The sequence below is a fragment of the Halostagnicola sp. A56 genome (assembly GCF_000691505.1).
In the GTDB taxonomy this organism is placed as follows: Archaea; Halobacteriota; Halobacteria; order Halobacteriales; family Natrialbaceae; genus Halostagnicola.
Genome location: NZ_JMIP02000017.1, coordinates 1 through 22,894, shown reverse-complemented (window position 1 = coordinate 22,894; position 22,894 = coordinate 1). Strand labels below are relative to the sequence as shown.

General features: G+C 63.2%; 22 protein-coding genes and 1 pseudogene. 12 read left to right on the top strand and 11 right to left on the bottom strand.

Annotation, left to right across the window (positions count from 1 at the left end):
- Positions 1 to 110: 110 nt before the first annotated feature.
- Genes pyrG through EL22_RS07265 form a run of 3 tightly spaced genes read left to right on the top strand, consistent with a single transcriptional unit; the run spans position 111 to position 3,021 of the window.
- On the top strand, positions 111 to 1,784 hold the full coding sequence (gene pyrG, locus EL22_RS07275) for a glutamine hydrolyzing CTP synthase (RefSeq protein WP_050050880.1): 1,674 nt from the start codon (positions 111 to 113) through the stop codon (positions 1,782 to 1,784).
- Positions 1,784 to 2,701, top strand: coding sequence for a glutamine-hydrolyzing GMP synthase (guaA, locus tag EL22_RS07270; RefSeq protein WP_050050879.1), 918 nt, complete (start codon positions 1,784 to 1,786; stop codon positions 2,699 to 2,701). The genes pyrG and guaA overlap by 1 nt, the downstream gene beginning before the upstream one ends.
- Positions 2,701 to 3,021, top strand: coding sequence for a hypothetical protein (locus EL22_RS07265; protein ID WP_050050878.1), 321 nt, complete (start codon positions 2,701 to 2,703; stop codon positions 3,019 to 3,021). The genes guaA and EL22_RS07265 overlap by 1 nt, the downstream gene beginning before the upstream one ends.
- 511 nt (positions 3,022 to 3,532) lie before the next feature.
- On the opposite strand, the gene EL22_RS07260 is transcribed toward EL22_RS07265, so the two are convergent.
- A complete protein-coding gene (locus EL22_RS07260; protein ID WP_050051250.1) occupies positions 3,533 to 4,264 on the bottom strand; it encodes a 5-formyltetrahydrofolate cyclo-ligase in 732 nt (243 codons plus the stop codon).
- A gap of 178 nt (positions 4,265 to 4,442) precedes the next feature.
- Positions 4,443 to 4,979 carry a molybdenum cofactor biosynthesis protein B gene (locus EL22_RS07255; RefSeq protein ID WP_050050877.1) on the bottom strand — a complete coding sequence of 179 codons (537 nt, stop codon included), beginning with the start codon at positions 4,977 to 4,979 and terminating at the stop codon, positions 4,443 to 4,445.
- 135 nt (positions 4,980 to 5,114) lie between these two features.
- Between EL22_RS07255 and EL22_RS07250 the strand changes: the two genes are divergently transcribed.
- A complete protein-coding gene (locus EL22_RS07250; RefSeq protein ID WP_050050876.1) occupies positions 5,115 to 5,426 on the top strand; it encodes a hypothetical protein in 312 nt (103 codons plus the stop codon).
- Between the two features lie 60 nt (positions 5,427 to 5,486).
- On the opposite strand, the gene EL22_RS07245 is transcribed toward EL22_RS07250, so the two are convergent.
- Both EL22_RS07245 and EL22_RS07240 read right to left on the bottom strand, forming a co-directional pair.
- Complete coding sequence (locus EL22_RS07245; protein WP_050050875.1) at positions 5,487 to 5,804, bottom strand: hypothetical protein; 318 nt, start codon at positions 5,802 to 5,804, stop codon at positions 5,487 to 5,489.
- Positions 5,805 to 5,962: 158 nt separating this feature from the next.
- Complete coding sequence (locus EL22_RS07240; protein ID WP_050050874.1) at positions 5,963 to 6,517, bottom strand: NUDIX domain-containing protein; 555 nt, start codon at positions 6,515 to 6,517, stop codon at positions 5,963 to 5,965.
- Positions 6,518 to 6,664: 147 nt separating this feature from the next.
- On the opposite strand from EL22_RS07240, the gene EL22_RS07235 reads away from it, so the two are divergent.
- The 4 genes from EL22_RS07235 (at position 6,665) to glmU (ending at position 9,819) form a co-directional block, all read left to right on the top strand.
- Entirely contained in the window at positions 6,665 to 7,192 is a 528-nt protein-coding gene (locus EL22_RS07235) for a hypothetical protein (RefSeq protein WP_050050873.1), read from the top strand.
- Complete coding sequence (locus EL22_RS07230) at positions 7,185 to 7,679, top strand: hypothetical protein (protein WP_050050872.1); 495 nt, start codon at positions 7,185 to 7,187, stop codon at positions 7,677 to 7,679. The genes EL22_RS07235 and EL22_RS07230 overlap by 8 nt, the downstream gene beginning before the upstream one ends.
- Positions 7,680 to 7,905: 226 nt before the next feature.
- Positions 7,906 to 8,520, top strand: a complete 615-nt coding sequence (locus EL22_RS07225; RefSeq protein ID WP_050050871.1) for a hypothetical protein — start codon at positions 7,906 to 7,908, stop codon at positions 8,518 to 8,520.
- A gap of 117 nt (positions 8,521 to 8,637) precedes the next feature.
- A complete protein-coding gene (gene glmU, locus EL22_RS07220) occupies positions 8,638 to 9,819 on the top strand; it encodes a bifunctional sugar-1-phosphate nucleotidylyltransferase/acetyltransferase (RefSeq protein ID WP_050050870.1) in 1,182 nt (393 codons plus the stop codon).
- A 387-nt stretch (positions 9,820 to 10,206) separates the two neighbouring features.
- Here the strand turns inward: glmU and EL22_RS07215 are convergent, their stop codons facing one another.
- From EL22_RS07215 to EL22_RS07205, 3 genes and pseudogenes are all read right to left on the bottom strand, one after another.
- Positions 10,207 to 10,998 carry a VOC family protein gene (locus EL22_RS07215; protein ID WP_050050869.1) on the bottom strand — a complete coding sequence of 264 codons (792 nt, stop codon included), beginning with the start codon at positions 10,996 to 10,998 and terminating at the stop codon, positions 10,207 to 10,209.
- 112 nt (positions 10,999 to 11,110) lie between these two features.
- Positions 11,111 to 12,804, bottom strand: a pseudogene (locus EL22_RS07210) (Na+/H+ antiporter NhaC family protein).
- Between the two features lie 67 nt (positions 12,805 to 12,871).
- The gene (locus EL22_RS07205; RefSeq protein WP_050050868.1) at positions 12,872 to 13,981 is read right to left on the bottom strand and encodes a GTP-binding protein; all 1,110 of its coding nucleotides are present in this window, start codon (positions 13,979 to 13,981) and stop codon (positions 12,872 to 12,874) included.
- A gap of 245 nt (positions 13,982 to 14,226) precedes the next feature.
- On the opposite strand from EL22_RS07205, the gene EL22_RS07200 reads away from it, so the two are divergent.
- A complete protein-coding gene (locus EL22_RS07200; protein ID WP_050050867.1) occupies positions 14,227 to 14,430 on the top strand; it encodes a hypothetical protein in 204 nt (67 codons plus the stop codon).
- 30 nt (positions 14,431 to 14,460) lie between these two features.
- Here EL22_RS07200 and EL22_RS07195 read toward each other — a convergent pair whose 3' ends face one another.
- Positions 14,461 to 15,780, bottom strand: coding sequence for a tRNA(Ile)(2)-agmatinylcytidine synthase (locus EL22_RS07195; protein ID WP_050050866.1), 1,320 nt, complete (start codon positions 15,778 to 15,780; stop codon positions 14,461 to 14,463).
- A gap of 114 nt (positions 15,781 to 15,894) precedes the next feature.
- A complete protein-coding gene (locus tag EL22_RS07190; protein WP_050050865.1) occupies positions 15,895 to 16,230 on the bottom strand; it encodes a 2Fe-2S iron-sulfur cluster-binding protein in 336 nt (111 codons plus the stop codon).
- Between the two features lie 165 nt (positions 16,231 to 16,395).
- On the opposite strand from EL22_RS07190, the gene EL22_RS07185 reads away from it, so the two are divergent.
- Together EL22_RS07185 and EL22_RS07180 are read left to right on the top strand one after the other, a co-directional pair.
- Positions 16,396 to 17,802, top strand: coding sequence for a geranylgeranyl reductase family protein (locus tag EL22_RS07185; protein WP_050050864.1), 1,407 nt, complete (start codon positions 16,396 to 16,398; stop codon positions 17,800 to 17,802).
- A gap of 88 nt (positions 17,803 to 17,890) precedes the next feature.
- On the top strand, positions 17,891 to 18,697 hold the full coding sequence (locus tag EL22_RS07180; RefSeq protein WP_050050863.1) for a DUF4397 domain-containing protein: 807 nt from the start codon (positions 17,891 to 17,893) through the stop codon (positions 18,695 to 18,697).
- Between the two features lie 46 nt (positions 18,698 to 18,743).
- On the opposite strand, the gene EL22_RS07175 is transcribed toward EL22_RS07180, so the two are convergent.
- A complete protein-coding gene (locus EL22_RS07175) occupies positions 18,744 to 20,015 on the bottom strand; it encodes an amidohydrolase (protein WP_050050862.1) in 1,272 nt (423 codons plus the stop codon).
- A 271-nt stretch (positions 20,016 to 20,286) separates the two neighbouring features.
- Between EL22_RS07175 and EL22_RS07170 the strand changes: the two genes are divergently transcribed.
- Positions 20,287 to 21,288: a hypothetical protein gene (locus EL22_RS07170; RefSeq protein ID WP_050050861.1), complete on the top strand. Its 1,002-nt coding sequence runs from the start codon at positions 20,287 to 20,289 to the stop codon at positions 21,286 to 21,288.
- A 347-nt stretch (positions 21,289 to 21,635) separates the two neighbouring features.
- On the opposite strand, the gene EL22_RS07165 is transcribed toward EL22_RS07170, so the two are convergent.
- The gene (locus EL22_RS07165; RefSeq protein ID WP_050051249.1) at positions 21,636 to 22,559 is read right to left on the bottom strand and encodes a sulfite exporter TauE/SafE family protein; all 924 of its coding nucleotides are present in this window, start codon (positions 22,557 to 22,559) and stop codon (positions 21,636 to 21,638) included.
- Between the last annotated feature and the right edge of the window lie 335 nt (positions 22,560 to 22,894).

Genomic DNA, 22,894 nt, shown 5'->3' with positions numbered 1-22,894 from the left:
GGGGGCGAGACGATCCCAGTCGAGGGCTCGCGGCTCTCGAGGGGTGACACTGGTTCGCGGAGCGGGTGCCATCCCGAAATGGTTTTCAACCGCTCGCGCGCACACTCGGTATGCCGACGGACTCGGACACTAATTATGACCCCACACTGGGGAACAAGTTCATCTTCGTCACCGGCGGGGTGATGTCGGGACTCGGCAAGGGTATCACGGCCGCCAGCACCGGCCGACTCCTGAAAAACGCCGGTTTCGACGTGACCGCGGTGAAGATCGATCCGTACCTGAACGTCGACGCGGGGACGATGAATCCCTACCAGCACGGCGAGGTCTACGTGCTCAAAGACGGGGGAGAAGTCGACCTCGATCTGGGGAACTACGAGCGGTTCCTCGACATCGATATGACGTTCGATCACAACATCACGACGGGCAAGACCTACCAGCACGTGATCGAGAAGGAGCGTGCGGGCGACTATCTGGGCAAGACGGTCCAGATCATCCCTCACATCACGAACGACATCAAACGGCGCATTCGCGAGGCCGCGGAAGGAAGCGACGTCTGTCTCGTCGAGGTCGGGGGGACCGTCGGGGACATCGAGGGCATGCCCTACCTCGAGGCCCTGCGCCAGTTCTCTCACGAGGAAGACGACGAGGACATCCTCTTCGCACACGTCACACTTGTTCCCTACTCGAAAAACGGCGAGCAAAAGACCAAGCCGACCCAACACAGCGTCAAGGAGGTCCGGTCGATCGGCCTCCAGCCCGACGTCATCGTCGGGCGCTGTGACGACAAACTCGACCCCGAAACCAAAGAGAAGATCGCGCTGTTTTGTGACATCCCGACCGAAGCGGTGTTCTCGAATCCGGACGTCGAGGACGTCTATCACGTCCCGCTGGTCGTCGAAGAGGAGGGGCTCGACGACTTCGTCCTCGAGCGCTTCGACCTCGAGGACGAGGCGCTTCCCTCGAGCGAGCGAACGAAGGAGTGGCGCGAGGTCGTTACGACCGAAAAGTCGGGCGAAGTCGACATCGCGCTCGTCGGCAAGTACGACTTAGAGGACGCCTATATGTCGATCCACGAGTCGCTGAAACACGCCGGCTTCGAACTCGGCGTCGACGTGAACGTCCACTGGGTCGCAGCCGACGAGATGGCCGAGGACCACGACGGACAACTTGAGGGTGTCGACGGGATCATCGTCCCCGGCGGGTTCGGGATGCGCGGAACCGAGGGCAAGATCAACGCGGTCGAGTACGCCCGCACGAACGACGTGCCGTTTCTCGGCCTCTGTCTCGGCTTCCAGATGGCGGTCGTCGAGTACGCCCGAAACGTACTCGGTCTCGAGGGCGCACACTCGGCCGAGATGGACGAGGAGACGCCCCATCCGGTCATCGACATCCTGCCCGAACAGTACGAGGTCGAGGACATGGGCGGGACGATGCGACTCGGATCCCACGAAACGCAGATCGAGCCGGACACGCTCGCCGAAGCGATCTACGGCGACACCTCGTGTACGGAACGGCACCGACACCGCTACGAGGTCAATCCCGAGTACTTCGAGAACTTCGCCGACGAACCCTTCTCGTTCTCGGGAACGGCAGGGAATCGGATGGAAATCCTCGAACTTGAGGATCATCCCTATTTCCTCGGAACGCAGTTCCACCCCGAGTACAGTTCTCGCCCCGGCGAGACGAGCCCGCCGTTTCTCGGACTCGTCGAGTCGATCCTCGCAGAATCCGAGGCTGGTGCTGACGATACGGACACGCAGAGCGGACAAGAGGTGACCTTCTGATGGTGAATACAGACACGTTCGTCCCGGACGCAGTCGAAGAGATCGAAACCGAAATCGGCGACGAAAACGCCGTCATCGCCCTGTCGGGCGGCGTCGATTCGTCCGTCGCCGCCGCCCTCGCCTACGAGGCGATCGGCGATCAACTGACGCCGGTGTACGTCGATACCGGACTGATGCGCAAAGGCGAGACGGCACAGATCCGGGAGACGTTCTCCTACATGGACAGCCTCCGGGTCGTCGACGCCAAAGACCGGTTCCTCGAGGCGCTCTCGGGTGTCACCGATCCCGAGGAGAAGCGGTCGGTGATCGGCGAGCAGTTCATCCGCGAGTTCGAACGCGAAGCGAGAGACGCCGACGCGGACTTTCTCGTCCAGGGGACGATCTACCCAGATCGGATCGAATCCGAGGGCGGGATCAAATCCCACCACAACGTCGGCGGACTTCCCGACGTCGTCGATTTCGATGGCATCGTCGAGCCGGTTCGAGACCTCTACAAAGACGAGGTTCGGGAGGTCGCTCACGAACTCGACCTCGACGAACTCGTTGCCGAGCGAATGCCGTTTCCCGGCCCCGGACTCGCCATCCGCGTCATCGGCGAGGTCACGGCGGAAAAACTCGAGGTTGCCCGCGAATCCTGTCACGTCGTCGAGGAGGAACTCGAAGAGTACGAGCCATGGCAGGCGCTCGCTGCGGTCGTCGGCAAAGCGACGGGCGTCAAGGGTGACAACCGAGTGCACGGTTGGATCGTCTCCGTTCGGTCGGTCGAGTCCCGCGACGGGATGACCGCCCGCGCCCAGGAGATCGACTGGGAGACGCTCCAGCGGATCCAATCGCGGATTACCGGCGAGAACGAGAACGTTTCGCGGGTCGTCTACGACGTCACGCACAAACCGCCCGCGACCATCGAGTACGAGTGATGGATGCGATCGTTTCCGGTCCGGACGAAGACGGCATCGGCGACGCCCTCGAGGCCGAAGGCGTCTCCGTCACTCGACTCGAGGGGACGCTCAGCCGCCCGACGCTCGAAGAGGCGGGAATCCTCGAGGCGGATCTGTACGTACTGACCGACGTCGGCCAATCGACGACGGTCCCGATCGCGCTGGATCTGAACGACGACCTCCGGACGGTCGTCTACGCGCGGGATTCGGTGCCGGAGTTCGTCCGCGGCCAACTCGATCTCGCACTCGATCCCGCGTTGATGGAGCCCGCGATGGTCGCCGAGGAACTGGTCGACTGACCCGAACACCGCCGCTCGAGTGCGTTTTGCCCCAAGTGACCTGGATAGTCGATATAAACTATCTAACGCCAGATATAGGCGTTTTGAACTGTGCTTAATCGTGAGGTAACTCGGAATAAGACGGCACTACCATCGCCATCGTTGAAGTGGAAACCGACGATAGCTGGGAGTGGAGGTCGACGGGCACACCCACACGAAGGCACCCACCGCCTTGGACCCGTGACTTCCAGCAACCCCACCACAGCACCCTTCCCCCACTCGCCATCCCGGCGTGGCGATGCGGGTTCACTGCACCGACTCGCATCGCACTCGGAATGGCTGTCGGGACGACGAGTCCCGACGTGGATCCTCACACCGGATCACCCACCAGATCCCAAGAGTTGTCTGTGATTCTTTCGGTGCTCGAATCGGCGGGCCGGTCAAATCCCGGTTCTGGGACGACCGTATCACCGCTCGGTTCGGACACCAGTTTTCGATTCGAGGAGCGGCGAATACCGCCACACAACCCATATTACTCGCGCAATCGATCCAGAACCGGAATCTCCTCGAGTCGGTCGTCAGAAAGGAGGGTCCAGTCGATACCGGAAGGAGCCCTATCGACGGCGTCGTCCGGCTCGAGCGCTCGGTCGGGCGTGACGATCAGATCCATCGGGACGTCGTGGTCGGTCGTGGGTAGCTCCTCGTCGATACACTGTCGTTCGTGGACGGTCGTCGCAACGGGCGTCTCCCCGTCTACGAGACCCAGTTCGGTGAGGATCGCGTACTCGAGGTCGCTGTAGCCCTCGCCCTTACCGATCCGTGCGCCTGGACTCGAGCCATCGTCGGTTCCCACGGCGACGCTCCCGGAGACGATCAGGTCGATTTGTGCCACCGCTTCGGGGCCGACCTGGACGCCGTGTTTCGACGACCCGGAGACGGTGGTCGCCGCGTCGTAGTCCTCGAGTTCGTCGGGGTCGAGTCGGAGGAAACACTGCTCGTCGCGAAGCCGGGGAACGGCCATGTAGACGGTCTTTCCCTCGCGAAGGGCGCGTCGGCGAACCGGCAACTGCGGTGCGTCGGGGTTTGCCTTGATCGTCTCGGCCCGTTGCCATTCCGGGCGGGCCGCGAGCCGATCGGCCGCAGCCGTCGCGTCGGCGAAGTTCGGAATCCGGCCGTGCGGGGGAAAGGGAAATCTGGCCTCGCCGCTTTCCTCGAGGTCGTCCCAGACGCGTTCGCGGATGTCCTGTTTCGACGGAGTGGGCATGCTCACAGTTCGACGGGCGACCGAGTTCAGCGTTGGTATTTCGCGGCGGAACGAGTTCGACCGCATCGGCGTTCCGCGAGGCGACGATTCCGACGCGAGGCGTCCGAACCGTGCCGTTCGATCGTACACAGAGCGTGACGTCGGTCGATCGTCCACGGAGTGTAGCGCAGCCTATCGATTACGCTCCGGCGCTGTCCGGTCCGTTCGCCAGCGCGACCAATCGATCCGCTTCCGGGACGATGATCGATTCAACCGCGGTCGAGGTCGCGACGGGTTCGTTCGGCAAGCAAAAGACCGGCGTCCGGTCACTGACTCCCGCGAGCGTGCGGCTCGTGACGGCCTTCGTTCCAATCTCGTCGAAGGCGAGCGCGTAGAACAGCTCCGAAAACGCCGACAGTTCCTTCTCGAGCAGCGGACGGACGGCCTCGACGGTCGCGTCCTCGGGTTCGATGCCGGTCCCGCCCGCGGTAACGATGATGTCGACGTCGTCACGGTCGATGAGACGAGATACCTTGGCTTGGACGTTGTCGTGGCCGCGGTCGATTAGCTCTCGAATCGCGATCTCACGCTCGTCGGCGCCGAACGCGTCGACGATCGCGTCGCCGCCCGCGTCGTCCTCGATCGTTCCACCCGCGGAAATAGTGACGACGGCGACGCCGATCTCGCCGTTCGAAGGTGCGTCGTCGGCAGACCCTGCATCGGTTTCTGCGGTCATAGCCCCCGTTCGGCTGCAAGCGGGTAAAACGCTGGCCTGTCGAACGATAGGGTGAGTGACCGGGTTCGATCGCCGAGCGGACGAACGCGGCCCAGAACCGTGACCGCTTTTACCATACGCTCGAAATGCTAGTCCGTGACCTCGAGCGACGACAACGGATACGTTCACGATCCGGCCGATTTCGACGACGAGTCGGCCCACGACGGAGAGGAACCGACGGACGACGAGTGGCTCGAGGATCCCGCCCATCCGGCGGCCACAGATCGGGAGTTCGGAACGCGCGGGTGGATACTCGTCGGCGTCATCGGCTTCGCGTTCGTCGTCTCGCCGCTTACGATCGCGTTCTGGCCGGTCGAGCTCGGCTACTGGTTCGCGTTGTTGATTCTACCGCTGTTTCCTGCCGTCCTGCTGGCGACGACGGCCGTCTGGGCGACAACGCGAGCGTAGACTGATCGGTGTGACTGAGTTGATCGGTGCGATGTGAGAAACCGTTTGCCGACGATCGAGTTACTCGTTTGCGAGCCGCGGCACCGCGCCTTCGATGCGCTCGAGGACCGCGGCCCCGTAGGCGACATCTGACGCCGGCGTTTCCGGGGCGTCGAGATACGTCGAGACGACCTCGTGGACGTTGGTGACTTGCTCGCGAGTGAACGTTCTCCCGTCGGATTCGATGGTTTCGACGACCTCGAGCGCCCAGGCGGGCGGAGCGTCGTCGTCGTCGATGGCGTCGTCGACGCGGCGTGCCACCACGTCGTGGACGACCCACTGTTCGTCTCGGGAGAGATCGACTTCGTACGTCTCGGTTGTCGGTGGCGAGGAACTCATTTCGATATCAGGACCGGTTTCGTCGGCCCACAGGCGACGATACGAACGGGAGAATCATAAACCTTGTTAGCGTATGACACACATAGAGAACTCGATATTTCGTTCGTCGCCGTGTACAACAGCGACTCGAGCGCACACGCGTCGACGGGCGAGAAAGGTTACTGTGTATCGCGACGCATCGCGATCTCGAACCACGGACAGAGACGGAGCTGGCGGTACCACTCCGGATTCGAGTGCAGTCGGTCGTAGGGGACCCACAGCAGGCCTGCGACCTCCTCGGGATCTGGATCGAGTGACGGATCGGAGACGGTCAGTTTCAACACCGAACAGACCTCGTGCTCGACGCCCTCGTTCTCGAAGTAGCGCTTGTACTCGAACCGGTCGGTCACGCGGAGGTCGTCGTACTGCGAGGGTGCGATTCCGAGTTCCTCTTCGAGTCGCTGTCTGGTCGCTTCCTCTTGACTCTGTCCTTCGACGGGGTGAGAGGCGACGGTGCCGTCCCAGTAGGTCCCCCAGAGCCGTTTTCCCGGCGCACGCTGAGCGAGCAGAACGTTGTCGTCCCGGTCGAACACAAGCGAGGTGAACGCCCGGTGGCGGATTCCCTCGCCAGTGTGGGCCTCGAGTCGGTTGACGAGTCCCTGTTCGGTGTCCGTCGCATCGACGGCGATAACGTCCTGTCCGGCGTTTTCGTGGCGGTCCTCTCCCGTATCCATACCGGCACAATCGAAACGGGTACTAAAACCACTACCGGCTTGTGTCGACGGATCGCGCCCCTCGGGTGACTCGAGGCTCCTACAACCGGGTTGGCGACTGTGGCCGATCGATATCCCCAAGTACGGACCCCGTAATCTCGAAGACGAATGGACCGGCGACGGAGACTCGCGCTCGGAATCGTCCTCTCGCTCGCGCTGCTCGGGCTCTGTATCCATTACGGAGCCGCCTACGACGACGCTTGGCCGCATCCGACCGGCGATCAGCTCGCTGCCCACGGGAGCGAGTACGATGGCGAGCGCGTCCTTCTGTTCGGCGACGTCCAAACGGTCGCGGGAAACAGGATCGCTATCCACGTGACCGACGACGGCGGCGATGTCGCGGCCGACCTCGAGGTGCGCGGCGTCGATACCGCCGGTCTCGAACCGGGCGGCGTCGTTCAGATCTACGGGACTCTCGAGTTCGAAGAAACGCGAACCCACGACGGAACCGTGCTCGCAGACGAGGTGGTCGTCGTCAACGCGAGTCCGCGCGCTGGGGCGTACAAGTACGTCGCTTCGGGACTCGGCGGCCTGTTCGCCGCCGGCTTCTTCCTGCGGTACTGGCGGATCGATATCCGACAGCTTCGATTCGTCCCCCGCGGCGACGCCGACTCGGAGGTGTCCGAACGTGGCTGATCTCCTCTCGCACGTCCTGATCGCCTACGCGCTGGGGACCGTCGCGGGGTGGCGACTCGAGTGGCTCTCCCGCCGCTGGGTCGCAGTGGCGATGGTGGGTGCGGTGCTTCCCGACTTGAATCGCATCGGGCTGTTGGTGAGCGATCCGACCGTCGAAGCCGCGCTCGGAACGCCCTTCGCCTTCGACGCGATCCCGACGCTCGGCGGCGTCATCGTCCTCGCCGGAATCGGGGCGACCGGCTTCGAAACTCACCGAACTCGAGCGTACGGGTTACTTCTGGCCGGCGGGCTCTCGCACCTGCTGTTCGACGCGACCAAACACTACGCCGACGGCGAGGCGGGGACGTGGCTGTTTCCCCTGTCGTGGACTCGCCATCCGACGCCGAACCTGTACGTGTCATCAGAGCCCGCGGTCTTACTCGTCGCGCTCTCGATCGCGGCCTGCGTCTGGGCGGTCGACCGACGGTGGGTTGAGGAACCGTCCTGACGGACTCGAGTCAGTCTGTTTTCAGCGAGTCTCGCTGCTCGAATCAGTGGGTTCCAACGCTGTCGAGTGTCGCGTTCTGTGACAGTCTCACGCACCGACAGTTCGATCCAATACGAAGAGGGCAAACTCTTTGTGAGCGTCGCTGGTTTGACTCGATGTAGACACGGTGGGTGTGATATGGACGACGTGGCCGCCCACCGAGGTACCAGCGTAGCCGTTTCCAACTATGATCGACGACGCACTCGAGAACTCGCGGATCGTCCGGTTGCTCGGACGGTGTCGCACCGTCGCCAGCGCCGTCCTCGAGCCGTTTCGCTGCGCGGGCAACCGCCTTACTCGATACGTGAAAGGCTCGGCCGTCTACCGATGGTTGACGAAAGAGCCTGAGCCGGACGTCATCGTGATCGACCTCCGCGAGACGTACACGATCGGACCGTTCGTTCGCCTGTTCGATCGACTGCTTTCGGGCCTTGCAGACAGCTACGAACGCTCGAGAACGCAGGCCACGGTCGAGGCCGTAGCGGAGGTGTGGCGAACTCGACCGTTGAAAGTCGTCGGTCTCGCGGGAATCGGGTTCGTCGTCGTCTCGTCGCTCGCCGCGGTCGGCTCGGGTTCGCTGACGACGGGACGAGCGGCGGCGCTGGCGGTGGTGAGCGTACTCGCAGCGCTCGGAGTTCGGTCGACGCGCACGCTCGAGGAAGTCCTCGAGACCCGCCCCGGTCGGGCGCTCGTCGCCGCGTTCGAACCGCCGGAACCGCCGGCGTCGGCGAACGACCTGCCCACCGATCGGTCGGAGGGGGTCGACGGTCGAGATCGCGCGCTCGAGGACGCCGACTCCTGAACGCCCCGTGGACGGAATCGTACGCTCGAGGATGCCGATTCCGAACGGCTGGCCCGCGGTGCAGGTGATGAGGATCGAACCACACCATTAACTCGCGGCCGATAGTAGCTGGCCTCGATGAAAGCTGTGGTTCTCGCCGCCGGCGAGGGAACGCGAATGCGCCCGCTCACCGCAACCGTCCCCAAACCGATGCTTCCCGTCGCGGATCGGCCGCTGGTCGCTCACACCCTCGATGCCGCCATCGACGCCGGCGTCGACGAATTCGTTCTCGTGGTCGGCTACGAATCCGACGCGGTGGTCGAACACTTCGGAGAGAGCCGTCGCGGGGTCCCGATCAACTACGCGACCCAGACCGAACGCGCGGGAACGGCAGACGCCGTCGCGACCGCTCGAGAGTACCTCGACGGCCCGTTCGCCGTCCTCAACGGCGACAACCTCTACGATCCGGCAGCGATCGGCCGACTCCTCGAGTCCGGGCCCGCAATCGGGGCGATCGAAGTGGCCAATCCGTCGAACTACGGCGTCCTCGAGACTGCAGGCGAGCGCGTCGAGAGTATCGTCGAAAAGCCCGCGAAGCCGCCGACGAACCTCGCGAACGCCGGCGCGTACGTCTTCCCCACGGAAGCCGCGGGGTGGCTCGAGGTCCCCGAGAGCGAGCGCGGCGAACACGAGATCACGGACGTGCTCGCAAAGACCGTCGACGAACACGACGTGACGCCCGTCGTCATGGACCGCTGGATGGACGTCGGCCGCCCGTGGGAGCTGCTCGAGGCCAACGAGTGGAAACTCGGCGGGCAGGACCGACGGCTCGCGGGCGACGTGAGCGACGACGCGAAGATCACCGGCGACGTCGTCGTCGAGGCGGGCGCGACCGTCGAATCGGGCGTCGTCATCGAGGGACCGGCGACGATTAGAACCGGCGCGTCCGTCGGTCCGAACGCCTACGTTCGCGGCGCAACGCTGATCGATCAAGGGGCTTCCGTCGGCCACTCGGTCGAGGTCAAAAACAGCGTCCTCATGGCGGGAGCGACGGTCGGACACCTCTCGTACGTCGGCGACAGTGTCCTCGGACGAGACGTCAACTTCGGGGCCGGAACGACCGTCGCGAACCTCCGTCACGACGACGAGCCGGTCGCGTTCACTGTCAAGGGCAAACGCGTCTCGACGGAGCGACGGAAGTTCGGGGTCGTGCTCGCCGACGGCGTCAAAACGGGGATCAACACCAGCCTGTATCCCGGCGTCAAACTGTCGCCAAACACGACGACGACCCCCGGCGAGGTCGTCGAACGGGATCGGTAAGGCTTCGAACGAAACCGGACGCTGCCGAAAGTGAAGTCGTCTTCCAGGCACTATACTTAGGGTGTGGTAGATAGCTGACTCATACGCCCACAAAAGTTGTTCGCTGGGGGGAGAACAGGTAGTGAAATACGGTTTTCCTTTACACTAAATCATATGACACCTGAAATCCATAGAGCGCCGATAAAAAGTGAGCCGAGTATGCCGAGTATCCCGGCTATGCGTCCGAGGAGTTGTTTCCGTTCTTCGTCCATACGCTCACTAAATATCACTCCAGCATAATTATTGTGACAACCCGGTTCTGACATTTTCGCGTGCACACGCAGCAGGCGACTTCCTTCGAATCACTCGAAAGTAACACCCCGCAAAGGACGTATGCGAGCCTGGACCCTAGAATGGGAACAGCGAATCGGCGCTCGGATCGCGCTCGAGCAGTTCGATCTCGTGGCCGTCCTGATCTTTGGTGAACGCGTACATGTTGTCGTTGCTCTCCGGATCGCGGTAGTCGGCCGCCTCTCGAGTCTGTAGCTGGTCCCAGTCCTCGGTGAGGTCGTCGACTTCGACACAGAGGTGTCCCCAGGCGTCGCCCAGTTCGTAGCTTCGGCCGTCGTAGTTGTACGTGAGTTCGACCGACATCGCCTCTTCGGCGGCGTCCTCGGGTTTCATGAAGTAGTTCGCGAAGGTATCCGACTCCCAGCGGCCGGTGTGTTCGTGCTCGAACTTCCGGGTCCAGAAGCCGATCGCTTCGTCGGCGTCCTCGACGCGAATCATGGTGTGATCGAGCGACCACTTCGCGCCGTGGTCGCGCTTGACGATCTCGATCTCGTGGCCGTCGGGGTCTTTGACGAACGCGTAGCGTCCGCCGCAGGATTCGGGGTCGCGGTAGTCCTCGACGCCCTCGTCCATGAGTTGCTGGTAGGACGACTCGAGTTCGTCCTCGGGGACGCGAACGGCGATGTGGCCCCACGCGTCGCCGACCTCGAGGTCGTCGTCGCCCTCGTTGTGGGTCAGCTCGAGCATCGCGCCCTCCTCATGCATCTCTTCGGGACCGAGATAGACGATGGTGAAGCCGTCGCCCTCGTGGCGGTCTTTCTCCTCGTAGTCGAAGTGGGTCTGGTACCACTCGAGGGAGTCGTCCAAGTCCGCGACTCGCAGCATCACGTGATCGAGCGTTCCGTCCATGTGCGGGTTTACGATCGGTAATTCTAAAAGCGTGGCGAAGCCGGTAGTTCCGCGGCCTGCGGAACGGTTCGTTCGAATCGAATCTCGAGCGAGAATGTGATCGAAAGGCGGCTTACTCCGTCGAGTCGGTCGTGGATTCTCGAGCGTAGTCGGATTCCCGGTCCTCGTGTGGAACGTTCGAGACGACGGGCTCGACGCCGCGTCGCCGAGCGTCTAGTTCCGAGAGCGCGTAGACGAGGCCGACGAGCAGGACGAATCCGAGCGGCAGGAAGAGAAGCGGTGGCACGGCGAGGTAGCCGTACAGCAGGTAACAAACGACGACCACTGCCATCACGGTCCCGGCGTAGTAAAACTGGGTTCGAACGTGGTCGATCAGATCGGCACCGGTGAACGTCGAAGAGAGAACCGACGTATCGGAGATCGGCGAGGTGTGGTCGCCGAAGATCGCACCGGAGAAGACGGCCCCGACGACGACGGGCATGAGTTCGAACGTCCCCGTCATCTCGAATGCGACGGTAATCGCGATGGGCGTCACGATCGTCATGGTCGCCCACGACGACCCCATGGTGAACGCGACGAACGCGGACACGAACACGATGACGAGCGGAAGGAGTTCCACGGGGATAGACGACCCGACGACGCCGGCGACGAAATCGCCGGTCCCCAGCGCGTCAGTCGTCGAACTGATCCCCCACGCGAGGACGAGGATCGTCACTGCGGTCAACATGAGTCGGAACCCGTCGAGCACCGTCTCCACACCCTCGCTGAGATCGAAGAGATCGTAGGCGATGCCGATCGCGATCGCGGTTACGACCATCGCGAACGAACCCCAGATCAGCGAACTGGTGAAGTTCCCCGCGCCGACGATATCGACGAGCACCTGCACCGTTCCGGTTTCGTCCGCCGCGGCACCGAACGCCGTCGGCGCGCCCGCCTCCGCCTGAGCGGAGACCCACGACTGGTGTCCGGTCCAGACCGCGCCGGCCAGCGTGACCGCGAGGAGGACGGCGACCGGCCCGAAGAACGTCCGAAGCATCGGTCTGTCCTCGATCGGTTTGCCGAGGTCCTTCTCGACTTCCTGCAGGGGTTGTGCATCGTCGCGGTTTACCTTCCCGGAGGACCACGCGCGGTGTTCCGCGGTCAGCATCTCGCCGTAGTCCCGCCCCGTGTAGACGATGATCCCGACCATCACGATCGCGAGTAGCGAGTAGGTGTTGAACGGAATCGAGCCGACGAATGTCTCGAATGCGGTCGCGTCCCCGAGACGCCGTCGAGACCATCGTACGCGTCGGCGATCAATGAAAGCTGGAACGCCACCCAACTCGAGAGCCCGATCGTCGCCACGGGCGCGGACGTCGAGTCGACGATGTAGGAGAGCTTCTCGCGGGAGATCCGGAGCTGATCGGAGAGCTCGCGCATGGTACTGCCGACGATCGCCGTGTTCGCGTAATCGTCGAAAAATAGCAACATACCCAACAGCCACGTCGTCAGCCCAACGTTTCGCCGGGTCTGGAGGTTCGCCGTCGCCCACTGCCGAACGGCGGTCGCGCCGCCGAGTCGCCAGATGAGCGCGACCCCCGAACCGAGCAGGAGCGTAAAGAGCAGGATCTCGACGTAGAACCCGTCGTCGGCGATGATTCCGCTCACGATCCAATCGAACGTCTGTGCGATTCCCAGACTCTCGGTGTAGATGATCGCCCCGGACCAGATACCCAGGAACAACGAGAGCATCGGCCGCCGCGTCACGATCGCGAGGACGATGGCGAGCAGCGGCGGCAGCACCGAGAGCGCACCGAACTCAGGCATGCTCGGAAAACGAACCTGTCGCGGATATATTTCTCGGATTCGAAAAAACGGGCCCCGAACGCCGTCGCTATCGGCGGAGGATCAACTTGAGCACGTCCTCGTCCTCGAGGACGTGCTGGTCGCCGACCTGCTGTTCGTCGTGGGTCGCGCTCGGTCCCGAGACGCGGGCGAACCGGAACCGCTCTTGCATCTCGCCGCCAAGTTTGTCGACCGCGTCCTCGATGGTCGACCCGCGCTCGAGCATTAGGGGTTCCTCGTAGTCGACCCCGCGTCCCGGCTTGTCCATGTAGACCCGGATGAGGTCTAAATTCTCCCAGAGGCGATCCTTGAGCGCCTCGAGGCCCTTCTCCTCTTCGGCGCTGATGAAGGTGACCTCCTCGGGGTCGAGCGCGCGCTCTCTCAACTGTTCGTCGACGGTCTCCTTGTAGTCGGGTTCGATCAGATCGACCTTGTTCACGCAGGTGATCGACGGGATGTACTCCCGATTTTCCATCAAGCCGTCGATCAGCCGGTCGATATCGACCTTCTCGCCGATGTTCACGTCGGCGTTGACGTAGCCGTGTTCGCGAAGCACGTCCGAGATCGTCCCCTCATCTAGGTCCTGGTCCGCACTCGAGGTGATCTTGATGCCGTCTTTGATCTTCGGACGCACAGTAACCCGCGGCGGCGTCTTGTCGACTCGAATGTTGATGTCGTAGAGTTCCTCCTGCAGTCGGTCGTACTGTTCGATCTCGAACACTGAGAGGACGAAGAGGATGAGATCGGCGTTGCGGACGACCGAGAGGACCTGCTTGCCGTCGCCCTTGCCGGTCGCCGCACCCTGAATCAGCCCGGGCACGTCGAGTAACTGTATGTTCGCACCGCGGTGTTTGCACATGCCGGGGTTGACGTCGAGCGTCGTGAACTCGTAGGAGCCGGTTTCGCTGTCGGCGTTCGTCAGCGAGTTCAAAAGCGAGGACTTGCCGACGCTCGGAAACCCGACGAGTGCGACCGTCGCATCCCCGGTCTTTTCGACATCGTAGCCGGTGCCGCCGCCGGCCGAGGACTGGTTCTGCAGCTTCTCTTTTTTCTCCGCGAGCTTCGATTTCAGCCGGCCGATGTGGGCCTCCGTCGACTTGTTGTAGGGCGTGCTGGCGATCTCTGCTTCGATCTCCTCGATCTCCTCCTCGAGCCCCATGTACCTACACGCAACCGTTCGTCTGGAAAAACCCTTTCCATGCGACCCGGTCGAACCGAGTTCGCGTTCCCGTCCTCGAGGGGCGATCCTCGAATACAGCGTATTACATCTTTTGGCCGATAGATCTACGACGGAGTAAGTATCGTGCGTATACCCCCTCCTTAGGCGCTGAAGTCCCCTATTACCAATACAAATTGAGTTCCGACACACATAAAACGAGGGACGGGCACAGTCGGAGTGTACGAATGTCGGGACCGTCGCAACTGCGTGATAGCACCCAGATCGTTCTTCAGCAGGAGGTGCTCCAGGAACTCGAGACGCAGTTAGACGACGAGTTCACCGTCACGATCTTCGACGAGAGCGAGGAGTACTGTCGGATCATCGGGAGCCCCGTCGAGATCAAGGCGGCAAGCGACTTTCTCGCCCGCCGCGGGGTCACTATCGCTTAATCTGGGTGGAGCGCTCGGTTCCCATCGTCGCTATCGCTCCGGATGGACCGGGCCGTCGAAGCCGCCCCGAACCAGCGGTTTCGCGATGTGCCGGCGCGCACACGGTGGCACCTCGTACCAGCCGACCTCGAGGTCGCGCTCGAGCGGAACGTCGGATTTTCCCGGCGCGGTCGTCTCGCAGTCCCGGCATCGATACCCCTGATCGCGGCCGGCGCTTTCCATCGTCCGACCGCACTCGAGACACGTCGGCGTGACGAGTTCGGTCTCGACGAGGTCGCGAACCGCCAGCTTCTCGAGTTTGAGCGTCCCGCGCGCGAGTTCCCCACAGACGGTGAGCCGATCGCCGACGCGGAGTTCGCGGACCCGGTCGCGAAATCGTTTGGTCGGCTCGAACGCCGCGCACTCGAGGCGTTCGGGTTCGGATTCTACCGCCCGCCTATCGCCATCTGTGTCTCGATCCGCGTGATCCGCGAGCGACTCGAGCGCGAAGAAGACGTGGCCGCCGCGCCGGGTTTCGGGGGCCGAGGCGACCCGTCCGTCGAGGCGATAGGACCAGCCGTCGCGAACCTCCGAGATCGTTCCCTCGCGAAGGTGCGCGTCGGTCCCCTGGTTCGTCCGGAAGCGCTGGCTCGAGGCCACCGGTTCGCCGTCGATCGCGGCAGCGACGCGTTCGACCGCCTCCGGGTCGTCGCCTCGGATCCCGTGGAGAATCGGCCCTGGCGTGTGCGGGACGCAGACCGTTTCGCCTTCGACGCGGTCGACGGTGTCCCAGACGTCGGGGTAGCCCCGCTCGGCGGCGGCGAAGACGCTTTCGCGGTCGACCTCGCGGGGCGTCCCCCACCGATCGGGTTCGCGGTAGCTGATGTACTCGTCGGTCCACTCCTCGAGCGCCCGCCAGCTGCCGATCGCCGCCAGCGCGCCGATCCGACCGCGGCCGTTGCCCGCGTGCCATGATCGGTAGCCGCGGGCGTCGATCAGCGATTCGGCCTCGTCGATCTCGAGGTGATCGCGAATCGCGTTCCGGGCGAACGCGCTCACCTTGTCAGGGATCGAGGCCGGATCGTGATCGGCGACGACCAGCCCCGGATTCGTCCGGTCGTCCGCCGTTTCCGACAGCGACTCGAGTGTGTCTCGAGCGACCTCGAACGCTCGGGCAGAATCGCAATCGGTGTGAACGGCGAGTGCGGCGTTCCCGCGAGTCTTGTACTCGACCGCGGGATTGAGCCGAACGAGCAGCAGTCGCGAAACGGCGCTCTCCGCACGCAGGCGATTCGCGATCCTCGTCGCCACGTACGTGGTACACATCCCGCGCTCTCGAGAGTCGGTGTCGTCGAGCCCGACGATGGTCATTGGCCGTCGTTGGACGGCGAGTGGGTAACGCCTTTCGGAGCGATACGCGGCCGTCGATCGCAGTGAAAACGAGGTCGGGAATCTCTCCGTTCGTATCGGCCGCAAGCTAACCCGTCAGTCGTCGGCGGTCGCGGCCCCGTTCGCGCCCTCGGAGTCGATTTCTGCCTCGATGCTCGGCGGGTACTTCCCGCGGTCGAGTTTGAGATCAGAATTCGGCCGAGCCATGCAGGTGAGCGCGTACGCCTCGGCTTCGGCCTCCGTGAGCCCGCGGGCCGCGGGCTGGGTGACCTCCCCCTCGACGATTTCCGCAGAACAGGCCAGACACATCCCGACGCGGCAGGAGTACTCCTGGGCGATTCCCTCCTCGAGACAGCGGCTGAGAATCGTCTCCTTGTCCGAACACGTGATCGTTTCGCCGGTCCCGACGAACTCGACGGTGTACTCTGTCATACCGCCTGCTACGAAAGACCACGCTAAAACTCTTTATTTAGGATCTGTCGTGTCACTACCGACACAAAGGGGCTCGCCGACGACCCGTTCGATCCACATTCTGACCCGATCGAACCGACGAATGACACGAAAAACGTTTTCTTACCCGGGTAACCAGTCATAGGTATGAGTACGCAGGAACAGTCGGCTGCAACCGCGACGACGGGGACGCGCTCGCCCGACGTGGTCGTCGTCGGCGCAGGAACATCAGGGTGTTACGCGGCCGCGACGGTCGCACAGGCGGGTTACGAGGTCGTCATCCTCGAGCGGAAAACCGAAGAAGAGGCGGGCCACATCGCGTGTGGTGACGCGTTGAAGGGCGCGGACGCCTTCCCCGAGGCGATCCCGAAATCCAAGCTCGAGCCGGCGTTTACGAACACCGGCGTCGACCACGGCCGCTTCGAGATCCCGCAGGAAGACACCGTCCTCGAGATTCCGGTACCCGGCGAGCTGGCGGTCATCGACCGCTGGGAGTACGGCCGACGGATCATCGATGGAGCACAGGACGCTGGCGTCGACTTTCACTACGATACGGTCGTTCAGGACGTTTTGCAGAACGACGACGGACGAGTGATCGGCGTCGAGGCGATGAGCAAGGGCGACGCGCACACCTACGAGGCTGATGTCGTTATCGACGGCGCGGGCTCGCTCTCGATCCTGCAGGATCACGTCGACTTCTCGGGGTCGACGTACGACACGAACGTCAACTACTCGCAGTTCTGTTCTGCCTACCGGGAGATCGTCCACGTCGACGAGCCCGTCGAGTGGGACGACGCGCTCGTGTTCAAGCCGACCGAACGCGCCGCGGGCTATCTCTGGTACTTCCCGCGCACTGACACGGAGATCAACGCCGGCCTCGGCTTCCAGATGACCGAGGAACCGATGGAACTGGTCGACGACCTGAAACGGGATCTCGAGAACCGGGCGGAGTTCGAGGGTGCCGAAGTCGAGGACAAACTCGGGGCCGCCCTTCCGACCCGCCGGCCGTACGATTCGGCCGTCCACCCCGGGTTCATGTCCGTCGGCGACGCCGCAGGCCACGTCAACCCGACCACCGGCGGCGGTATCGCCGGCGCGGCCTACGCCGGCAGCTACGCCGCCGAGCAGGCGATCGAAGCCCTCGAGACGGGCGACTACAGCGAGGAGACCTTCTGGCGGTACAACGAACGCGTCATGGACCACTTCGGCGCGCGATACGCCGCACTCGACGTGTACAACATCCTCTCGACCGCGATCGACATCGACGACCTGATGGGACTGCTCGCGGCAATGCCCGGCGACAAACTCGCCGAGGCGCTGTACTCCGGCAGCGCGAACATCGGCCTCAAACTCAAACTCGAGTCGCTAATCAAGAGCCGGGGCCACTGGGGAACGATCTGGAACCTCTATCAGACCAAACAGCGCGCCGACGAACTGCTGGCCCACTACGAGGACTACCCCTCGAGTCCCGACGGGTTCGACGCCTGGCAGGCCGAACGCGACGAGTTGATGGAGCGCGTGTACGAAACGACCGGCGCGGATCCGAAGTACTGAGCCCGCACGCGATATCTCTCCGCTCGAACGCTTCGACCCTACGCTGTTAGGATGTAATCGGATTGCGATCGGTTGCCACAGTTGTCGTATGGTTCGAAACCATACACGCCGACGGGTGCTCTCGGGAGCAGGCGCTGCGAGCGTCGTCGCAATCGCAGGCTGTCTGGGCGGTGACGAGGGATCCGAAAGCGATACCTCCGGAGACGAATCGACCGCTGACGACGGTGGAAACATGACTGACGACTCCGGTGACGAGGGCGAGGACGACGAATCGATGGAGGCGTCGGTTCGCGTCGCTCACCTCTCGCCGGACGCACCGAACGTCGACGTTTCGGTCGACGGCGAGATGGTCCTCGAGGACGTTCCCTACCGGACCGTAAGCGAGTACCTCATGCTCGAGCCGGGGACCTACGAAGTGATGATCGCTGCCGCGGACGACCCCGACACGGTCGTCTTCGACGAGGAGCTCGAGATCGGTGCGAGCGCCTACACGGTCGCCGCGCTCGGCGAGCTCGCGGCGGAGAACCAACCGTTCGAGGTTGCGGTGCTCGAAGACGATCGCTCGAGTCCCGGCGAAGACGCCTGCGTCCGACTCGTACACGCGTCGCCGGACGCGCCGGCAGTCGACGTTACGGTCGGCGACGGCGAGACCGTCCTCTTCGAGGACGTCGGCTTCGGCGAGACCGCGACGGCCGAAGTTGCGCCGGGCGAATACACTCTCGAGGTTCGACCCGCAACGTCGAACAACGACGGCGAGGTCGTCGGGACGTTCGATATCGATCCGGCCGCCGGAAATGTCTATTCGGCGTTCGCGGTCGGCTACCTCGAGCCGGCAGACGCTCCGGCGGACGAAGCCTTCGACCTCGAGGTCGTGGTCGACGCGGAGGGAGACTAAGGAGACGACCACTGACGCTGCTCTCCTTATTTTCCGCGCCAGCCGACTACGGCCGTTCGCGGCCGATCTGTTCGATCGCGCCGGTCAACACGTCGATACCGTAGCCGATGCTCTCCTCGTCGACGTCGAAGGTAGCCGTGTGGTGGCCGCCGGGATGATCGGTACCGACGCCGACGTAGCAGGCCAGCCCGCCGTTTCGCTGGACTTCCCGCATCAGGAAGGTCGCGTCTTCGCTCCCGCCGAGTTCGTCTCGCTCAAGCACCGAACCGATACCCTCGACACCGCCCGCGGCGTCGGCGACGATCGAGACGAGTTCGTCGTCGCTGTGTGCGCTCGGCGCTTCGGCCCCCGTCTCGACCTCGAGTTCGCAGTCGTGCATCTCGGCCGCGGATCGGAGGACGTTTCGGGCCTTCTCGTCCATGTACCGCATCAGTTCGGTGGTCTCGCCTCTGACCTCTGCGACCAGTCTCGCCTCCTCCGGGATCACGTTCGCGGCGCTCCCGCCCTCGATGACGCCCGCGTTGATCCGCGTCGCACCGCCGGCGTGGCGCGGGATTCCGTACAGGTTCTGGACGGCGGTCGCGAGCGCCTGATTCGCGTTTCGACCCTGTTCGGGATGGCCGCCCGCGTGGGCCGATTCGCCGGTGAACGTCGCCTCGAGGTGGACGACGGCGAGGAACCCCTCGACGCCCGCGACGACCTCACCGGTCGGGTGATCGAGGCCGACGTGCATCGCGAGCAGGTAGTCGACGTCGTCGATGTGCTCGCTCTTTGCCATCGACTTGCCGCCGCCGACGACCTCCTCTGCGGGCTGGAAGAATACCTTGAGCGTGCCCGAGAAGTCGCTCTCCCGAATCGCCTCGAGCACGCCGATTCCGATCGTCGCGTGGGCGTCGTGCCCGCAGGCGTGCATCGCCCCCTCGTGTTCGGATCGGAAGCCTTCGGCTGCGGGGACGTGTGCCGGATCGTCGGATTCCGGCCGGGGCAACGCATCGATGTCGACACGGAGCCCCACGGTCGGACCGGAACCCTGCTCGAGTACGGCGACGGCTCCCGTGTACCCGCCCTCGAGGGCCTCGAGGATCGACTCGTCGACATCGTAGGCCGAGGCCTGTTCGTACCACGCCGACAGTTCGTCATCGTCGGGAAGGCCCATTCGATGGTCGCCGGCGAGCGCATCCGGGCCGACGTGGAGGGCCGTTAGGTCGAGTTCCGAGAGGGTTTCAACGAGACGTGCGGTGGTGTAGAACTCACACCACGCCGGTTCGGGTTTTCGATGGAGGTCACGACGAAGGGAAACGTGCGATTCGGTGGTCATAGCTACATCTACTCGGGGATCCCCAAAACTGTGCCGCCGCTCGGAACAGGGCGAGACAGGGACTAGACAAGAGATCGACACGACCTCGCTGTCGAAAGACGACCCAGAGACGAACCTGAACCGAACCCAAATCGAATTGGCGATCGTCGTCGACGGGATAAAACGCGATAAATGGGATATACGGCCGTCTCGAGGCCTCGGAGAGCGAAACCGGGAGTCCGGTTCCTGACCCCAAAATTAAACAATATATGAGTACGATGATACGGGTGAAATGAAGATTGATGTCGTCGAAGCGCTCCATCAGCCGGAATACACCGGCGACGATAGATGCGAGCCGTGCACGGTTTTGAACCTGATCATCGCCGCCTTACTGAGTTCTCTCATCGCACGTAAATCGAAACTCGGCGGAGTATTCGCGCTCGGCTGTTCGATCGGCTTGATCTACCTTCGCGGCTATCTGATTCCGGGAACCCCGACGCTGACAAAACGGTATCTCCCGCCCGAGATCCTTCGCTGGTTCGGGAAGGACCCGGAGCCGGTCGTCGCGTCCGGACTCGGTTCGCCCGACGGGACCGCTGCGATCGGAGACTTGAGCCAGGAGGATCGTTCCGACGAACCGACCGAATCAGTATCCACTGCATCCGCGACCGCTCCGAACGGGGAGACGCCAGCGGAAGGAGAGGCCGAAACCGACGGCTACGGATCCGAATCCGACACCGAACCGGTCGACGGCTCCGCTGACGCCCCCGAAGCCGGCATGGATCTCGAGACGTACTTCGTCGACGAGGGAATCCTCGAGCCGTGCGAGAAGTCGGACGACCTCTGCCTGACCGACGCGTTCGAAACGGCGTGGCTCGAGGAGATCGAACCGATCGCGGACGGAGAGATCGACGCAGCCGACGCCGCCGCTGCGTTCGGGTTCGAGGAGGACCCCGACGAGTTCGAACTGTTGACTCGCGACGGCGTGCACACGCTCAGAGCGAACGCGAGTCGAACCGGCCAGTGGCCATCGCGTCCGGCGCTCGTCGCGGACGTCGCCGCGAGCCGGGTCTTCGAATCCTGGGTGGACGACTGGGACGCGTTCGCCCCCGCACAGAAGGGACAGCTGCTGAACAGCCTTCGAATGTTCCTCGAGACGTGCCCGACCACGGGCGGCGACATCCAGATGGGCGAGGAGGTCGTCGAATCCTGCTGTAGCTCCCACAAGGTGTTCGCGGTTACCTGCGAAGACACCGGCGAGCGCCTCTTCGAGCACCGGATCGCTGATACGTAACTCGAACCGGTGAGACGTTTCCCGAACCAGCGACACACCATTTGGACCGGAGAAACGCCCCTGAACGCCGGAGTCGTTTCGCAGACGGCTCCAGATAGATCGCGACGAAAAACGAGAATAGCGCGTCGAAACGACCTCGATCGCCGCCATCGAGTGAGTTTGTTGGCCGTATACAGCGACAAAACCCTCGAGAAAAGGTCTGGGCGCTCGAAACGATGGACGAACTCGCCAGCGAAAGTGAACTCACCGAATGCGATGTTCGGGAAGTCGCCAATAACATAAACGAACGAGGTCTCGAGCGTTTCGAAGGAGGATCCGAGTAATCGAGACGGCGCGTATTTCGTACGCTATAGAAACAGCGCCGGCACGGTATTCCGAAAGATGTTGAGCGAGATGACGAAGAGGAGACAGACGACGAACCAGTTGAACGTTCGCTCGTCGAACTCGAGTCGCCGGAGGTACGTACCGAGGAGCAGCCCGACGATGGTGACGACGGCGATCACCGAGCCGAGCCAGAATCGGTAGGTCGTCAGCAGGTCGGTAAAGAACGCCATCTGAACGATTCGCACTGTAAATATCGTTCCCAGTACCATCGACAGGCCACCGATGTACCGCTCGGCGTCACGCTCGAAGGTGTGGAAGTAGGCAGGTAGCAGCGGGCCGAGGTTCGCGAACGCGAGCAAGAACCCTTGTGAAAGGCCAGCCGCCCCGAGCGCGAACGGGTGGTGTGCTTCCTCGATCGTGACGAAGTTCTGGACCACCTGAAAGGCGACGTAGCCGAGCAACACGAGCCCGATGACGAACGGGACGAGCGGGCCTGCGCTGAACGTCGCCAGCGCCATCACGCCGATCACGCTTCCGACGACGGCGAGAACCAGTAGCGACCACTCTTCGCGGACGAACGACCATCCCGTTCCGGTCTCGGCGATCTGAAACATGTTGAGCATCCACGGCGGAATCGCCAGCACGACGACTGTGACGGTCGGATCGATCACCGTCGCGAAAATCGGCGTCATGATCAGCGAGTAGCCGAATCCTGTCATCCCCTTGACGACGCCGCCGACCACGGCGACCAGCATTAATCCAGCGAGTAATCCGACCGAGAGATCGGACTGAATCCCTTGATCGACGTTCTCGAGTCCCGGAAAGAGGACGACCGAAGCCACTATAGCGAGTAGCGTAGCCCCAACCATGGTGAGCTCGCGATAGTGGAACGCCCGCAGGTTCGTGAGGAACTGTTCGACGTCGACCGTTGGTTCAGAAGCACTCATATTCGTTCGAAAGCGGATGGAGACGGCGATGATTCGTCGATACACTGGTTCAGTGCCCGATCCGTATTTGAGTGTCCGCTTCGGCGAGATTTAGCGCGGCTCGAGTTGCTCCTGAGACGACTGACCACCGAATCGCGACCGCTCAAGCCCACCGACGGGCGTGTTTCGTGAACTCGCTCCGTCACCGATTGCGGATAAAACGGCCGCTACTACCGAAAACAGTCGAATCACTGCTGGAGGCCGGTTTGTCGGAGTCCGTTCGCCCCCCTCAATTACACGTCCTCGTGGTCGTCGTGATTGTGCCTCGCGTGGCTGTCGTGACCGTCGTCAGCGCT

Bases quoted from the DNA above. Each gene is read 5' to 3' on its own strand.
- pyrG (WP_050050880.1), top strand. From the start codon at position 111: ATGCCGACGGACTCGGACACTAATTATGACCCCACACTGGGGAACAAG.
- EL22_RS07255 (WP_050050877.1), bottom strand. From the start codon at position 4,979: ATGACCGCAGAAACCGATGCAGGGTCTGCCGACGACGCACCTTCGAAC.
- EL22_RS07200 (WP_050050867.1), top strand. From the start codon at position 14,227: ATGTCGGGACCGTCGCAACTGCGTGATAGCACCCAGATCGTTCTTCAG.
- EL22_RS07165 (WP_050051249.1), bottom strand. From the start codon at position 22,559: ATGAGTGCTTCTGAACCAACGGTCGACGTCGAACAGTTCCTCACGAAC.
- EL22_RS07215 (WP_050050869.1), bottom strand. From the start codon at position 10,998: ATGGACGGAACGCTCGATCACGTGATGCTGCGAGTCGCGGACTTGGAC.
- EL22_RS07240 (WP_050050874.1), bottom strand. From the start codon at position 6,517: ATGGATACGGGAGAGGACCGCCACGAAAACGCCGGACAGGACGTTATC.
- EL22_RS07185 (WP_050050864.1), top strand. From the start codon at position 16,396: ATGAGTACGCAGGAACAGTCGGCTGCAACCGCGACGACGGGGACGCGC.
- EL22_RS07265 (WP_050050878.1), top strand. From the start codon at position 2,701: ATGGATGCGATCGTTTCCGGTCCGGACGAAGACGGCATCGGCGACGCC.
- EL22_RS07195 (WP_050050866.1), bottom strand. From the start codon at position 15,780: ATGACCATCGTCGGGCTCGACGACACCGACTCTCGAGAGCGCGGGATG.
- EL22_RS07190 (WP_050050865.1), bottom strand. From the start codon at position 16,230: ATGACAGAGTACACCGTCGAGTTCGTCGGGACCGGCGAAACGATCACG.
- glmU (WP_050050870.1), top strand. From the start codon at position 8,638: ATGAAAGCTGTGGTTCTCGCCGCCGGCGAGGGAACGCGAATGCGCCCG.
- guaA (WP_050050879.1), top strand. From the start codon at position 1,784: ATGGTGAATACAGACACGTTCGTCCCGGACGCAGTCGAAGAGATCGAA.
- EL22_RS07170 (WP_050050861.1), top strand. From the start codon at position 20,287: ATGAAGATTGATGTCGTCGAAGCGCTCCATCAGCCGGAATACACCGGC.
- EL22_RS07225 (WP_050050871.1), top strand. From the start codon at position 7,906: ATGATCGACGACGCACTCGAGAACTCGCGGATCGTCCGGTTGCTCGGA.
- EL22_RS07245 (WP_050050875.1), bottom strand. From the start codon at position 5,804: ATGAGTTCCTCGCCACCGACAACCGAGACGTACGAAGTCGATCTCTCC.
- EL22_RS07175 (WP_050050862.1), bottom strand. From the start codon at position 20,015: ATGACCACCGAATCGCACGTTTCCCTTCGTCGTGACCTCCATCGAAAA.
- EL22_RS07260 (WP_050051250.1), bottom strand. From the start codon at position 4,264: ATGCCCACTCCGTCGAAACAGGACATCCGCGAACGCGTCTGGGACGAC.
- EL22_RS07235 (WP_050050873.1), top strand. From the start codon at position 6,665: ATGGACCGGCGACGGAGACTCGCGCTCGGAATCGTCCTCTCGCTCGCG.
- EL22_RS07180 (WP_050050863.1), top strand. From the start codon at position 17,891: ATGGTTCGAAACCATACACGCCGACGGGTGCTCTCGGGAGCAGGCGCT.
- EL22_RS07205 (WP_050050868.1), bottom strand. From the start codon at position 13,981: ATGGGGCTCGAGGAGGAGATCGAGGAGATCGAAGCAGAGATCGCCAGC.